16 protein-coding genes are annotated in these 13,615 nt (G+C 68.5%); 3 read left to right on the top strand and 13 right to left on the bottom strand.

The window, feature by feature from the left end; translation table 11 throughout:
• The first annotated feature begins 91 nt into the window (after positions 1–91).
• Positions 92–1,180: a DUF1176 domain-containing protein gene (locus tag GGR25_RS18265; protein ID WP_183400239.1), complete on the top strand. Its 1,089-nt coding sequence runs from the start codon at positions 92–94 to the stop codon at positions 1,178–1,180.
• Positions 1,181–1,500: 320 nt separating this feature from the next.
• On the opposite strand, the gene GGR25_RS18260 is transcribed toward GGR25_RS18265, so the two are convergent.
• From GGR25_RS18260 to GGR25_RS18250, 3 genes are all read right to left on the bottom strand, one after another.
• Positions 1,501–2,418 (bottom strand): polyprenyl synthetase family protein, encoded by a 918-nt coding sequence (locus GGR25_RS18260; protein WP_380147329.1) that lies wholly within the window; start codon positions 2,416–2,418, stop codon positions 1,501–1,503.
• A gap of 48 nt (positions 2,419–2,466) precedes the next feature.
• The gene (ahpD, locus tag GGR25_RS18255; RefSeq protein WP_183400238.1) at positions 2,467–2,994 is read right to left on the bottom strand and encodes an alkylhydroperoxidase, AhpD family; all 528 of its coding nucleotides are present in this window, start codon (positions 2,992–2,994) and stop codon (positions 2,467–2,469) included.
• Between the two features lie 165 nt (positions 2,995–3,159).
• A complete protein-coding gene (locus GGR25_RS18250) occupies positions 3,160–3,711 on the bottom strand; it encodes a peroxiredoxin (protein ID WP_183400237.1) in 552 nt (183 codons plus the stop codon).
• A gap of 204 nt (positions 3,712–3,915) precedes the next feature.
• On the opposite strand from GGR25_RS18250, the gene GGR25_RS18245 reads away from it, so the two are divergent.
• Together GGR25_RS18245 and mtgA are read left to right on the top strand one after the other, a co-directional pair.
• Positions 3,916–4,833: a hydrogen peroxide-inducible genes activator gene (locus tag GGR25_RS18245; protein ID WP_183400236.1), complete on the top strand. Its 918-nt coding sequence runs from the start codon at positions 3,916–3,918 to the stop codon at positions 4,831–4,833.
• Positions 4,834–4,889: 56 nt separating this feature from the next.
• Positions 4,890–5,531: a monofunctional biosynthetic peptidoglycan transglycosylase gene (gene mtgA, locus GGR25_RS18240; protein ID WP_246410003.1), complete on the top strand. Its 642-nt coding sequence runs from the start codon at positions 4,890–4,892 to the stop codon at positions 5,529–5,531.
• 54 nt (positions 5,532–5,585) lie between these two features.
• On the opposite strand, the gene GGR25_RS18235 is transcribed toward mtgA, so the two are convergent.
• The 10 genes from GGR25_RS18235 to biuH all read right to left on the bottom strand — a co-directional run bounded on the left by GGR25_RS18235 (position 5,586) and on the right by biuH (position 13,605).
• The gene (locus tag GGR25_RS18235; protein WP_183400234.1) at positions 5,586–6,107 is read right to left on the bottom strand and encodes an SH3 domain-containing protein; all 522 of its coding nucleotides are present in this window, start codon (positions 6,105–6,107) and stop codon (positions 5,586–5,588) included.
• Positions 6,108–6,131: 24 nt separating this feature from the next.
• Complete coding sequence (locus GGR25_RS18230; protein ID WP_183400233.1) at positions 6,132–6,551, bottom strand: hypothetical protein; 420 nt, start codon at positions 6,549–6,551, stop codon at positions 6,132–6,134.
• 118 nt (positions 6,552–6,669) lie between these two features.
• The gene (locus GGR25_RS18225; RefSeq protein ID WP_343068114.1) at positions 6,670–7,347 is read right to left on the bottom strand and encodes a GntR family transcriptional regulator; all 678 of its coding nucleotides are present in this window, start codon (positions 7,345–7,347) and stop codon (positions 6,670–6,672) included.
• The gene (gene hpxZ / locus GGR25_RS18220) at positions 7,344–7,748 is read right to left on the bottom strand and encodes an oxalurate catabolism protein HpxZ (RefSeq protein WP_183400363.1); all 405 of its coding nucleotides are present in this window, start codon (positions 7,746–7,748) and stop codon (positions 7,344–7,346) included. Before hpxZ ends, GGR25_RS18225 begins: the two co-directional genes overlap by 4 nt.
• Positions 7,749–7,751: 3 nt before the next feature.
• On the bottom strand, positions 7,752–9,167 hold the full coding sequence (locus tag GGR25_RS18215; protein WP_343068113.1) for an AtzE family amidohydrolase: 1,416 nt from the start codon (positions 9,165–9,167) through the stop codon (positions 7,752–7,754).
• Complete coding sequence (locus GGR25_RS24800; RefSeq protein ID WP_246409910.1) at positions 9,164–9,352, bottom strand: DUF4089 domain-containing protein; 189 nt, start codon at positions 9,350–9,352, stop codon at positions 9,164–9,166. Before GGR25_RS24800 ends, GGR25_RS18215 begins: the two co-directional genes overlap by 4 nt.
• Positions 9,353–9,354: 2 nt before the next feature.
• Positions 9,355–10,032, bottom strand: a complete 678-nt coding sequence (locus tag GGR25_RS18210) for a cysteine hydrolase family protein (protein ID WP_183400230.1) — start codon at positions 10,030–10,032, stop codon at positions 9,355–9,357.
• Between the two features lie 170 nt (positions 10,033–10,202).
• Positions 10,203–11,738, bottom strand: a complete 1,536-nt coding sequence (locus GGR25_RS18205) for an ABC transporter ATP-binding protein (protein ID WP_210300000.1) — start codon at positions 11,736–11,738, stop codon at positions 10,203–10,205.
• Positions 11,735–12,880 carry a cyanuric acid amidohydrolase gene (gene atzD, locus GGR25_RS18200; protein WP_183400229.1) on the bottom strand — a complete coding sequence of 382 codons (1,146 nt, stop codon included), beginning with the start codon at positions 12,878–12,880 and terminating at the stop codon, positions 11,735–11,737. The genes GGR25_RS18205 and atzD overlap by 4 nt, the downstream gene beginning before the upstream one ends.
• On the bottom strand, positions 12,877–13,605 hold the full coding sequence (gene biuH / locus GGR25_RS18195) for a biuret amidohydrolase (RefSeq protein ID WP_183400228.1): 729 nt from the start codon (positions 13,603–13,605) through the stop codon (positions 12,877–12,879). The genes atzD and biuH overlap by 4 nt, the downstream gene beginning before the upstream one ends.
• Positions 13,606–13,615 lie beyond the last annotated feature (10 nt).

Below are 13,615 nucleotides of genomic sequence, written 5' to 3'. Positions count from 1 at the left end.
CTGCGCGGGAATAGCATGCCGGTGATCGCGATCACTGGAGGCCGGACCGATTCCGGCTAGACCGTCCGCTCCCGGCCCCGAGGTCACCGCCATGCGTCGCCTGCCCGCTCTCGTCCTGCTGCTTGCCGCCTTCGGCCTGGCCGCGATCGATCCCGCGCGTGCCGAGCTGCCGTCGCGCAACACGATCCGCCACTGGACCGCCGCCTGCGACAACCAGCGCGCCTGCAGCGCCTATGGCTTCGCGACCTTTCTCGACGAGATCATGATCGGCGCCTGGATCCGGCTCGACCGCAGCGGCGCGCCCGACGCCGCGCCGGAACTGACGCTCGCCTTCAGCCTCGCCGATGGCGGCGACGACACGCCGCAATCGCTGAGCCTGACGGCGACAGGCGGGAAGCACTTCGGTCCCTATCGCGTCGAAGAACGGGATCGGTTCTTCGCCGCTGCGGTGCCCGGCGCCGACGTGCCGGCGATCCTCGCTCTACTGCGCAAGGACGATATCCTGGCGTTGAGCGTCGACAAGAGTTCCGGCGGGCCACTCGCAGCGACCCTGTCGCTGGACGGCGCGAGCGCGACATTGCTCTGGCTCGACGACCAGCAGAAGCGCCTCGGCACCGTAACGGCGCTGGCGAAGAAAGGACGGAAGCCGGCCACTGCCGTGCCGCCGGTGCCGCCGCTCCCGGTCATCCACGCCGCCGCGCCGACCGCCGAAGTCCCGCAGACGCTCCCTGCCGCGGTGCTCGATCTCGCGAAGAACGGCGACTGCGCCGACAGCATGGACGCGATCGAGCCGATCGTCGCGGATCTCGGCGGCGGGCGGCGGCTCTACGGCGCGCTGTGCGGCGCCGGCGCGTATAATTTCGCCGCCCAGTTCTGGATGACCCGCAATGGGGGCGCGCCGGAAACCGCCCGCTTCATCCTGCCGCCCGCCCTGGCATCGAACGACGACGAAGGCGGCGGCCTCGAGGAACAGGGCATCCTGATCAATCCCTTCTTCGACGAGAAGACCATGACCCTCGTCGCCTTCGCCAAGGGCCGCGGCATCGGCGATTGCGGCGAGGCGCAGGAATGGGTCTGGGACGGCGAGGCGTTTCAACTCTCGCACATGAGCGCGATGGGGGAATGCGAGGGCGTTCCTTCGGAAGGCTGGCCGGTGCTGTATCGGGCCGAGGTGAAGTAGAGCGGGAGGCGCGCGGCAAGGCCGGGCCTCTCCGCCTTTGCCCGCAAACTAAGGGGAGGACGGGCCGGCGCACTGCATCGGCATCGCTACCCCTCCCCGAAGCCGCTCCGCGCCTTCGGCCCTCCCTCAAGGGGAGGGCTCAAGAGGAGGCAGCCCCTACCATCACGCCAGGATCGCGCCGGCCGATGACGACATTTCCAGAAGCGACACGGACCGTCTCCGCTTGAACCCTCCCCTTGAGGGAGGGTCGAAAGTGCGTCAGCACTTTCGGGGAGGGGCCAGCTTCGGCGACAGCCGAAGCGTTCTTGCGGGGCGCCGCCTCACTTCTGCCGCGCCGCGACGAAGCGCGCCGCCTCGATCAGCGTCGCGCTGCGGTCTCCGAATGGCTTCAGCACGGCTTCGGCCTCGGCGATGAGCTCGCCGAGAGCCTTTTGCGTCGCGCTGATGCCGTGCAGCGCGACGAGCGTGCCCTTGCCGCGGGCGGCGTCTTTCGCCGTCGCCTTGCCCATCGCCTCGGTGGTCGCGGTCGCGTCGAGGAGGTCGTCGGCGAGCTGGAAGGCGAGGCCGATGATCTCGCCATAGCGGCGGATGGCGGCGAGCGCGGCGGGATCGGCGCGGCCGAGGATCGCGCCGGCCTCGCAGGAGAAGCGGATCAGCGCGCCGGTCTTCATCGCCTGCAGCCGGCGTATGCCGGCCTCGTCGGGTGGGTCGCGCTCGGCGTCGAGATCGAGCATCTGCCCGCCCGCCATGCCGCCGATCCCCGAGGCGCGGGCGAGGCCGAGCACGAGCGTGGCGCGGATCGCGGGATCGCCGTCCGTCAGCGGATCGGCCAGAACATCGAAGGCGAGGGTCTGCAGCGCGTCGCCGGCGAGGATCGCCGTCGCCTCGTCGAAGGCCTTGTGGACGGTCGGCCGGCCGCGACGGAGGTCATCGTCGTCCATGGCCGGAAGGTCGTCATGCACGAGGCTGTAGCAATGGAGGCACTCGACGGCAGCGGCGGCGCGCAGCACGCCGTCACCCGCGCGCCCGAAAAGCGCCGCCGTCTCGACGAGCAGCGACGGGCGGAGCCGCTTGCCGCCGCCGAGCGCGGCGTGGCGCATGGCGGCGAGGAGACGCGCCGGCCGCGCGATCTCACCCTCGCCGGGATCGGGCGAAAGCAGGCGGTCGAGGAGATGCTCGACCGCATCGGCGGTCTCGACGAGACGGGTCGCGAAGGGGCGGGTGGCGAAATCTGGCACGATACGAACTCCGGATCGAACCGCAGTTCGCAGCCCGCCGCGCTTCCGTCAAGCGGCTTCGGCAGCCTCCAGCGCGATCGCGGCCGACTGGATGATCGCGGCGAAGCGGACGGCGGCCTGGATCGCCTCGACGGAGAGGTTGGCCTTGCGGGCCACCGCCTCATGGCTGTCCATGCAGGCGCCGCAGCCATTGATCGCCGAGACGGCCAGCGCCCAGAGCTCGAAATCGACCTTGTCGACGCCCGGATTGCCGATGACGTTCATGCGCAGCTTGGCCGGCAGCGTGCGGTATTCGTCGTTCGAGACGAGATGGGTGAAGCGGTAATAGACGTTGTTCATGCCCATGATCGTCGCGGCGGCCTTGGCGGCGGCGAGCGCGGCGGGCGTCAGATGCGGCGCCGCCTCGAGCTCCATCGCGGTGCGCACTTCCTTGTTGCGGCTCGCAATGCCGCAGGCGACGATCAGGCCGTATTTCTGCTGCGGCGTCAGCGTCTCGTCGGAGGCGAGCGCAGAGAGATTGAGCCGGACGTCCTTGGCAAAATCCGGAATGCGGGACTTCAGGCTATCGATCGACATGGGTGCCTCGGCTTTTCACCTCCCCCTGAGGGGGAGGTCGACGGCGGAGCCGTCGGGAGAGGGTTTAGGGAACGATCAGGACGGGCCGTAAACCCTCTCCCGGCCCTTGCGGGCCGACCTCTCCCTCAGGGAGAGGTGGAAGGGTTCACGGCCGTCCTGACAGGATTACGCCGCCAGCGTCTCGCCGCCGACTTCGCGGTTGCAGGCGCACAGCTCGTCCGTCTGCAGCGCGTCGAGGACGCGGAGCGTGTCCTTCGGGTTGCGGCCGACATTGAGGTTGGTCGCGTAGACGTGCTGGATCGTGCCTTCCGGATCGACGATGAAGGTCACGCGATAGGCGACGCCGTCGGGCGAGCGCACGCCAAGGCCGTCGACGAGCGAACCATTGGTGTCGGCGAACGACCAGATCGGCAGCCGGTCGAGATCCTTGTGGTCACGCCGCCAGGCGAGCTTCACGAACTCGTTGTCGGTCGAGCCGCCGAGCACAACCGTGTCGCGATCCTCGAACTCGCTGGCGAGGCGGGCGAACTCGGCGATCTCGGTCGGGCAGACGAAGGTGAAGTCCTTCGGGTAGAAGAAGATGACCTTCCACTTGCCCGGGAAGCTCGTCTCCGTCACGGCCTCGAAGGCGCTCTCGCCGTTCTCCTCGTGGCGGTTGAAGCCGGGTTTGACGCCGGTCACGGAAAAGGCAGGCAGCTTGTCGCCGATACCGAGCATGGTGATCTCCTGTTCAGGGTGGTCGAAAGAGGCCATTGACGCAGTGCACGCGCTACTCGCGCGCCACTGGTGCATGTGCGAAGAAATGACACGCGTCTTTCGATCGGTCAAACCGTAATATCCGAACGGAACGATCGATATTATCGATGCGGCGACCTGCCGCGCCCCTGGACAAAAGCCCCTCCCCCCACGAGCGGACAGCCCATGCAACTCCCGACCCTTCGCCAGATGCAGTACTTCGTGGCGCTCGCCGAGACCGGCTCGTTCAGCCGCGCGGCGAGCGCCAGCAACGTGACGCAATCGACGCTGTCCGACGCGATCCGCCAGCTCGAGGAGACGCTCGGCATCGGTCTCGTCGACCGCTCCAACCGAATCGCGAGCCTCACGCCGGCCGGCGAGACGGCGCTCGCGCGCATGAAGGCGCTGCTGGTCGATGCGCGCGACATGGTCGACGCGGTCCGGGCCGGCCACGCCCCGCTCAACGGCCGGCTGCGGCTCGGCGTGATCCCCTCGATCGCACCGTTCTTCCTGCCGCGGACGCTGCCGCATCTGCGGCGCGCCTATCCCGATCTCAAGCTGCATTTGCGTGAGGACCTGACCCGCGTCATGCTGGAGGACCTGCGCGCTGGCCGGCTCGATACCGTGCTGATCGCGTTTCCGATCGCCACAGAGGGTCTGGTGCACGAGATCATCGCCGAGGACAGCCTGCTTCTCGCCGTCGACGGGGATCACCGCCTGGCGGGCCGCCGCTCGGTCCGTCCGGCGGAATTGTCGGGCGAGACGCTGCTCCTGCTGGAGGACGGGCACTGCCTGTCCGACCATGTGCGCGCCGCCGCGCCCGAGCTGGTCGAGCACCAGAGCGAGGAGATCCGCGCGTCCAGCCTCACCACGCTGGTGCAGATGGTCGACAATGCGCTCGGCGTCACCTTCGTGCCGCGCATCGCCGTCGAGGCCGGCATCCTCTCCGGCACGGACATATCGCTCTGCGAGATCGAGGCGCGGCCGGCCCGCCGCTCGCTCGGCCTCGTCTGGCGCAAGGGATCGAGCCGCGAGGGCGATTTCCGCCTGCTCGCGCATTTCCTGCGCCGCTTCGCGCTCGAGCCCGCCAAGGCGGCCGCATGAGCATCGCCTGGCCCACGGCCCTGTCGGGCGCCTTCTCCGACCGCCGCGGGCTCGTCATGGGAGTACTTAAGGTGTTTCTGGCCATTGCGGCGCTGCCCGTCGTGCTGACGCCGCTCTATGCCGTCGTTCCGCCCGTCTCGACGCTGATGCTGTGGTCGGCGATCACCTTCCAGGGCATGGAGCGCGACTGGGTCTCATTCGACGAGATCGCGCCGGTGATGGTGAATTCGGTGATCATGTCGGAGGATGGCCGCTTCTGTCAGCACAATGGCGTCGACTGGCAGCAGCTCAATCTCGTGCTCGATTCGAAGAAGGGCCCGTCTCGCGGCGCCAGCACCATCCCGATGCAGACGGTGAAGAACCTCTTCCTGTGGCAGTCGCGCAGCTATATCCGCAAGGGCCTCGAGATCCCGCTCGCCTATTACGCCGACTTCGTGCTCTCCAAGCGGCGGATCATGACGATCTACCTGAACATCGCCGAATGGGGCCCCGGCCTCTTCGGCGTCGAGGCCGCGTCGCGGCGCTATTTCAACAAATCCGCCAAGGATCTGACGCCGCGCCAGGCGGCGTTGCTCACCGCGGCGCTGCCCAACCCGATCCTGCGCAATCCGGCCAAGCCCACGCGCGCCATGCAATCGCGCGCCCGCACGATCGAGCAGCTCGCCCGCCAGGCCGGCGGCTACAATGACTGCCTCTAGAGGGGCGGCGGCGCGCGGCTAAACGCGCGCCACCAGCAGCGTGACGGTTCCCGATCAGTAGCGCCGGACAGCGCCGCCGCGGACCGCGGTGTTGCCGCGCGGACCGGTGACGCTGCGCGCGCCGGCGCAGCCGCGCTGGCCGCAGGCGACCGCACCGCTCGTGCTGACGCCGCCGCGATAGTAATTGTTCCAGCTGCCATACCAGGGCCGGCCGACATAATAGCGGTCCCAATAGGCGCGGTTGAACGCCACGACCGTCAGGCCGACAGCCGGCGCAAGCGCTGGCGTCAGCACGACCGGCTGGCCGTTATAGACGACCTTGATATAGGAGGCCGCGACCCAGCCGCGCGCCCCGCCCCAGGCAACATCGCACCAGGAATAATCGGCGAGGCAGCCATAGGTGGTGACCGCCGAACCGGCGGGCATGACGGCCACCGCGGGGTAGCTGGTGCTCGGACCGGCGCGCAGATTGACCTTGGACGTCGTGACGGCGGGCTGCGCCGCCGACGCATCGGCCGGCGCGAGCACGGCGACAGCGGCGAGCCCGAACAGGGCGAGGAACATGGATCGGATCATCGGGGCCTCCCAGTGGATTTGATCTCAGAGATCACTGGGCAAGATGCTGTCGCCGTCAACCTCCCGATTGATCTTTACCGTTCGCCCGCCGGGTCCGACGAGCGTCGCGGTGATCGAGGTGCGCGTGCCTTCGCGCCGCGCGAGGCCCGTTCCCGTCCATTGATTGCCGAGCGGACCGACGCCGCTGCCCGAAAGGTCGCAGCTATGCGTCTCGCGGTGGCACGTCCCGGTGATCGTGTAGGCCGCCTGGCGGCCGGTCGGCAGCGTGATCGTTGCCGAACGCCGCAGTTCGCCCGTGGCGGGGTCGAAGCTCGTCCTGAACGACTGGACGATCTTCCGCCCGTCGAACTCGATGGACGTGGTTCCGTTCCGCTCCGCCGCCGAGGCATCGGCCGCGACGAGGCTGAGGGAGGCGAAGATAAGGCTGGTAGCAGCAATGCGCATGATGGTCTCCTGAAGTGGCTCCGTGAGCGGCCCCTTCCCGAGATCGACCATCGTCCTTGGACTTTGCGCGTCGATTGCCCGAAAGCGCGGTGTTGTTACGTTTTGTATCGCCAGCCCGTCACCGGCCGCCGATATAGCGATCGAAGGCTTCCTTCACGGTGCCGATGTGATCGCGCATCTCGCGCGTCGCCCGGTCGCGGTCGCCGGCCAGGATCGCCTGCACGATGCGGTCGTGCTCGTGGAAGGATTCGGCGAGGCGGCCGCTCTGGCGGAACTGCGCCCGGCGGAACGGGGCGAGGCGCGCACGCGTCGCCTGCGTCATTTCGCCGAGATATTCATTGTGCGAGCCGGCATAGATGGCGCCGTGGAAGCCTTCATTGGCGAGCGCATAGCGCGCCGGATCCCCGGTCTCGACCAGATCGCCGAGCGAGGCATGCAGCTTGGCGAGTTCGCGCCGCTCCAGGATCGACATCGCCTCAGCGGCAAGGCCGGCGCAGAGGCCTTCGAGCTCCGCCATCACGAGAAACATCTCGAAGAGGCGCTTCTCGGACGGCCGCGTGACGATGGCGCCGCGATGCGGGCGGATCTCGACCAGGCCGCTGGCGGCAAGCTGCCGCAGGGCTTCGCGAACCGGCGTGCGCGAGACGCCGTAGCGCGTCGCCAGCCCGATCTCGTCCAAGGGGTCGCCCGGCGCGAAGACGCCGCGCACGATGTCGTCGGCGAGCTGGAGCCGCAGATCCTCCGTCCGGGTACGACGGACAGGAACTTCGCCCTCCTCGCTGTGCTGGACGCTCACCGCCCGCCTCCCCCGGAATCCGGATCGGCGATGATCGAGACATGCGCCGCGACGACCCGCCAGCCCGCATCGGTGCGGAGCCATGTCTGCATCTGGCGGCCGATCTTGCCGGCCGCGCTGTCGCGGCGGAACAGCGTCGAGGCGACGCCGAAATCGCGCCCATAGGTGGTGATCACGGTGCGCTCAAGCGCGCGCATGAGCCCGGCCGGCGAACGGCCGGCGCGGAAGGCCGCGATTTCCTGATAGCCATAAAGGTTCTCCCCACCGCCATAGCGGATGGTGGTCGGCGCATCCAGGAACAGCGCGTCGAGCACGTCGACATCGTTCGTGGTCAGCGCCGTCTCATAGGCCGCGAACGCCGCCTCCAGCTCCGCCTTCACCTCGGGAATATCGATTTCCATCATTCACTCGTCTCGAATCAACGCCGCAACCGGCGCAGACGTTGCACCGGTTGCATGCAACACGTGCGCGACGCGCAGCGCAACGTGCTCGCGCCAGGCCGGCGCGATCACCTGAACGCCGATCGGCAGCGTCGCGCCGGGAAGCCAGACCGGCACGGCGACGACCGGCAGGCCGATAAAGGAGATGGGCTGGGCGAAGAGGCCGATATTCGGCCGCGCCGGAAGGGTTACGCCGTCGAGTTCGACCGTTTTGGTGCCCGAGGGTAGCGCACGGAACGGCGTCGCCGGCGCGAGGATGACGTCGACCGTCTCGAACAGCTTGCGCATTTCGGCGCGGAACAGCGCGCGGAAGCGCTGCGCGGCGATGTACCAGGCGGCCGGCACCATCGCGCCGGACAGAAAGCGATCGCGCGTGTCCGGATCGAAATCCGCCGCGCGCTCCACGAGACGCGGCCAATGCTGCGCCGAGGATTCGCTCGTCGTGATCAGATAGGCCGCTGCGCGGGCGCGATGCGCCTCGAACAGTTCAACCTCCCGGCTCACGCCGAGCGCCTTGGCGACATGATCGACGCCCGCCAGCGCCTCGGGCATGGCCTGGCGGCGGAAATAGCCGCCAGCGACAGCGATCCGCAATCCGTCGATTCCACCCTCCAGCGTCGCGCCGGCGGCGATCGGCGACCGCTCGATCTGGGCGGGATCGTCGGCGTCGGTGCCCTGCAGCGCGTCGAAGAGAAGGGCAAGATCGCGCGGCGAGCGGGCGATCGGCCCGAGATGATCGAGGCTCGCCACGAAGGGGAAGGTGCGCGAGCGGCTGAGCCGGCCGAAGGTCGGCTTGAGACCATAAAGGCCGCAGAAGGACGACGGCACGCGGATCGAGCCGTTGGTGTCGGAGCCGAGCGAGGCCGCCACCATGCCGGCCGCGACCGAAGTGCCGGAGCCGCCGGAGGAGCCGCCCGACATGCGCGAGGGGTCATGCGGGTTGAGCGAGGCGCCGTCATGCGCGTTCTCGCCCGTGAAATCATAAGCATATTCGCCCATGTTGACCGCGCCGAGCAGCACGCCGCCCGAGGCCGTCATCCGCTCGACGAGGCCGGCATCGCGCGGCGCAGGCGGGTTGTCGCGGTTGATCTTCGAGCCGGCCCGCGTGACCACGCCCTCGACATCGAAGAGGTTCTTGACCGAATAGGGCAGCCCGGCGAGCGGCGGCGGCGTACCCCGCCGCACCAGATCATCGACACGGTCGGCCTCGCGCACCGCGCGCTCATGCGTCACATCGGTGAAGGCGTTCAGCTTCGGATTGCCGGCCTCGATCGCGTCGAGCGCGGCCTCGGCCACCTCGCGGGCGGAAAGGCGGCGCGCGGCGACATCGGCCACGATCTCGTGGCCAGGCCGGTGCAGGATATCGGCAAAATCGCTCACGGCTCGAACACCGGCGCCGGCTCGACATGCTCCTCGAGCCTGAACTCCGTGACCAGGCCGGCGGCACGCGCGGTGGCCTTCATATTGGCGACGACGCCCTCGCGCCATTCCGGCCGGATGGTGAGGCCCATCACGCTCGCCATATGCGCGACATGCGCCTCGGCATCGAATTCACGTTCGGCCATGTTCACGCCGCCTCCGACTTTTCGACCGCCGTGCTGAGCGCGGCAAGCGGCGCCACGCAGCCGACAATGGCGCCCTGCGCGGCGATCATCGAGACCGTCGCGGCCTTGTAGGACGGGAAATAGCTCTCGGTCGCATCCTCGATCAGCAGGCAGTCATAGCCGCGATCATTGGCCTCACGCATGGTCGTCTGCACGCAGACCTCCGTGGTGACGCCCGCGAAGACGAGATGGGTAATGCCGAGCCGTTCGAGATCCGCCCCGAGCGAGGTGGCGTAGAACGCGCCCTTGCCCGGCTTGTCGATGACGATCTCGCCCTCGATCGGCGCAAGCTCCGGGATGATCGCGTTGCCGGGCTCGCCCCGCACCATGATGCGGCCCATCGGCCCGGCATCGCCGATGCGCAGGGACGGCTTGCCGCGCCGGATCTTGCTCGGCGGGCAATCGGAAAGATCGGCCAGATGCCCTTCGCGCGTATGGATCACCGGCCAGCCTTCGCGGCGGAACAGCGCGATCAGCTCCGCGACCGTCGGGATGATCGCCCGCAGCAGCGAGACGTCATTGCCGAGCGACTCGCCGAAGCCGCCGGGCTCGACGAAATCGCGCTGCATGTCGATCACGATGAGCGCGACCTTGCCGGGCGGGAAGGCATAGGGAAAGGGATCGGCGGGAACGGTGATCATGATGCGCACCTGGCGTGACGAAGGCCCCCCTCCCCGGCCCTCCCCCACAAGGGGGGAGGGAGAAGAAGGAGCGCGTTGCCGATGAAGGAACCGGACCGCCTCTCCCCCCCTTGTGGGGGAGAGCTGGAGAGGGGGGTTGTCCGATAGAGATGAAACGCGGCAGGCATCGCTCAATGTCCCGCCATGGCCTTGCCGATCGAGTTGCGGTCGGCTTCCGCGATCGGGACGACATAATGGATGGCGCCGCCCGACATGACCGCGACGCGGTCCGACAGCTCGAGGATCTCGTCGAGATCCTCGGAGACGAGCAGCACCGCGGCGCCGCGGTTGCGCTGGTCCATGATCTGCGAGCGGATCTCCGATACCGAGGCAAAGTCGAGGCCGAAGCAGGGATTGGCGACGACCAGCACCTCGACCTCGCCGGAGAGTTCGCGCGCCAGGATCGCGCGCTGGACATTGCCGCCGGAGAGATTCTCGATCGGCTCCTCGGGCGACGGCGTCTTGACGCGGTATTGCGCGATCAGCTCGCGCGCCTTCTGGCGCATCGGCTTCGGCGACATGAAGCCGAAGCGGCCGGCGATCGGCGGCTTGTCGAAGGAGCGGAAGGCGATGTTCTCGGCGACGCTCATGCGCCGCACCGCCGCATTCTTCAGCGGCTCCTCCGGCAGGCCGAACACCTTGAATTCCGCCATCTTCTGCCGCGTCGGCTCGAACGGCTTGCCGTGGATGAACAGCCGCCCGTCGCTCATCTCGCGCTGGCCCGACAGGACCTCGATCAGCGTCGACTGGCCGTTGCCGGAGACACCGGCGATGCCCACGATCTCGCCGGCATGGATCTTGAGATTGACGCCCTTCACCGCCGGCAGGCCGGTGTCGTCATCGGAGAAGATGCCGGCAAGTTCCAGCACGACCGGCTCGCCGCTGAATTCCTTGCGCGCCGCCCGCTCGCGGATCTTGGTGTCGCCGATCATCATGTGGCTCATATCGTCGACGGAGAGTTCGCCGACGCGGCCGCCGCCGACCATCCGCCCGCGGCGCAGCACCGTCACGTCGTCCGCATAGGCCGTGACCTCGCGGAACTTGTGGCTGATCATGAGGATCGTCAGGTCGCCGGCTTCCGTCATGCCGCGCAGCAGGCCGAGCACCTCGTCGGCCTCGCCGGGCGTGAGCACCGAGGTCGGTTCGTCGAGGATTAGCAGGCGCTGGTCGAGATAGAGCTGCTTCAGGATCTCGAGCTTCTGCTTCTCACCGGCCGAAAGGCCGGAGACCGGCACGGTCAGCGGCACCTTGAACGGCATGCGGGAGAGGAATTCCTCCAGTCCCGCGATCTCCTTCTTCCAGTCGATGACGGCGGGCGGATGCGCGCGCGAGATGACGAGATTCTCGGCCGCGGTTAGCGAGGGCACCAGCGTGAAATGCTGGTAGACCATGCCGATGCCATGGGCATGCGCGTCGCGCGGCGAGGCGATCACCGCCTCCTTGCCGTCGACCAGCACCTCGCCGCGGGTCGGCTGGTAGAAGCCCATGATGCATTTGACCAGGGTCGACTTGCCGGCCCCGTTCTCGCCGAGCAGCGCATGCAGTGTGCCGGGCCGCACATGGATCGACACGTCCTCCAGCGCGATGAGCGAGCCGAAGATCTTGGTCATGCCGATCGTCTGCAATTCGACGGCGCGGCGCGGATGCGGGGCGGGAACGGCGCTCATGAGACAAGGTCTCCTCGGCTGGACGTCGGATGCGGGATCAGCTCGGTGCTGGCGATGAGGGCGACGGGACCGCCGCCATCGGGGCCCTGATGCTCGGCGCCGCCGGAGACGAAGATCTCGGCATGGCCGACGAGCGCGGCGAGCGCCCCGGCGACGAAGGCGCGCGCATGGCGGGTCGACGAGATGTCGGAATCGTCCAGCATGGTGTGGCGACGGCCGCGCAGCCGCCCCGTGGTGCCGGCCTCGGCCTTGGCGAGCAGCGCGACGAGGCCGGGCCGCTCCTCCGGCACGAGCTGGCCGCTCGCCCGGAAGCCGAGCCGCTTCAGCGCCGCGCGAACCGGCTCGACATCGATCGAATCGTTCATCACGGCGTGGTCGATGGCAAGCGGACCGGCCCAGCGATTGCTCATGCCGAGCACGACGATCTCGTGGTTCTCCAGCTCGACGCCAGCCGAGGTCGAGGCGCGGCCCGAATAGAGCGCCGTGTCGCGACCGATCGCGTCGTCGCCGATCTCCGCCTCGGTGATCTCGCCAAGCGCCAGCGCCACGCCGAGCGCCGAGGCGCCGCGTGAAAGGCCCATGGATTTCAGCGTCTCGCGCACGGCAACACTCTTGCCGCGCGCCGCGACGGCGGCGATGCGCTCGGCCGTCAGCAGCGGGCACTTGATCTGCACGAAATGCACGTCGGCCGGATCGTCGATGCCGGCGTCGCGCATCGCCGCGCGCACGCCCTCGGCGACGAGGCGGACCTGGCCCATGCGGCCGAGATCCTCGAAGGCGAGCGGCGGCGTATGCGCGCCGCCCACCGCAAGCGCGGGCGAGACGCTCTCGCCCGCAGGCGCTTCAGTGCGGCCGAGCACGATCCAGTGCGGCGCGAGCGCGCCCTCGGTGCCGCCCGACATGACATAGGAGATCCGTTCGACCGCCTGGGGCACAAGATGCGGGCGGAGGGCATCCTTCACCGCGCGCACCGCGAAGGCGCGGGTGAAGTCGTTGACATTGCCATTGCCCTCGGTCTTGCCGAGCACCGCGACAATGCCCTCGGGGCGCAGCAGGCCGCTGCGGATCGCCTCCTCGATCGGCGCGACGTCATCGGGCGCGCGAGCAGGGAAACGATGGACGAAGGCGCTGCGGCGCGTCATGGCAGCACCGCGAGCAGCGCGTCCGACGTGGCGACGGCACCGAACACGCCGCCCTGCATCTTGACCATGTCGAGCGCGGCCAGATGGTTCTCGTGCCTGGTCGCGCCGCAACAATCCGAAAGGATCAGGCACTCGAAGCCGCGATCATTCGCCTCGCGCATGGTCGTGTGCACGCACACATCGGTCGTGATGCCGGTGAGCACGATGTTGCGGATACCGCGCATCCGGAGCACGAGTTCGAAATCGGTGGCGCAGAACGTGCCCTTGCCCGGCTTGTCGATCACCGGTTCGCCCGGCTCGGGCGCAAGCTCCGGGATGATTTCCCAGCCCGGCTCGCCGCGCACGAGGATGCGCCCCTGCGGGCCCTGATCGCCGATACCGGCGCCGATGCGTTGCGAGCGCCAGCGCTTGTTGGCCGGCAGGTCCGAGAGGTCCGGCCTGTGGCCCTCGCGCGTGTGGATGATGTGATAGCCCTTGGCCCGCATCGCGGCGAGCAGGCGGCGGATCGGCTCGATCGGCGCCCGCGTCAGCGAGATGTCGTAGCCCATGCTGTCGACATAGCCGCCGACGCCGCAGAAATCGGTCTGCATGTCGATGACGACCAGCGCCGTGTTCTCGGGCCGCAGATCGCCGTCGAACGGCCACGCATAGGGCTCCGACGCGATCGTGCGGCCGCCGGCAACCTGAACGCCGTCGATGCGCTCGTCGAGGGTTTGCGAACTCATGGCTACGCTC

Origin of the sequence: Kaistia hirudinis, assembly GCF_014196455.1 — a bacterium.
Classification (GTDB): Bacteria; Pseudomonadota; Alphaproteobacteria; order Rhizobiales; family Kaistiaceae; genus Kaistia; species Kaistia hirudinis.
This window is presented reverse-complemented; position numbering and strand designations above follow the sequence as displayed.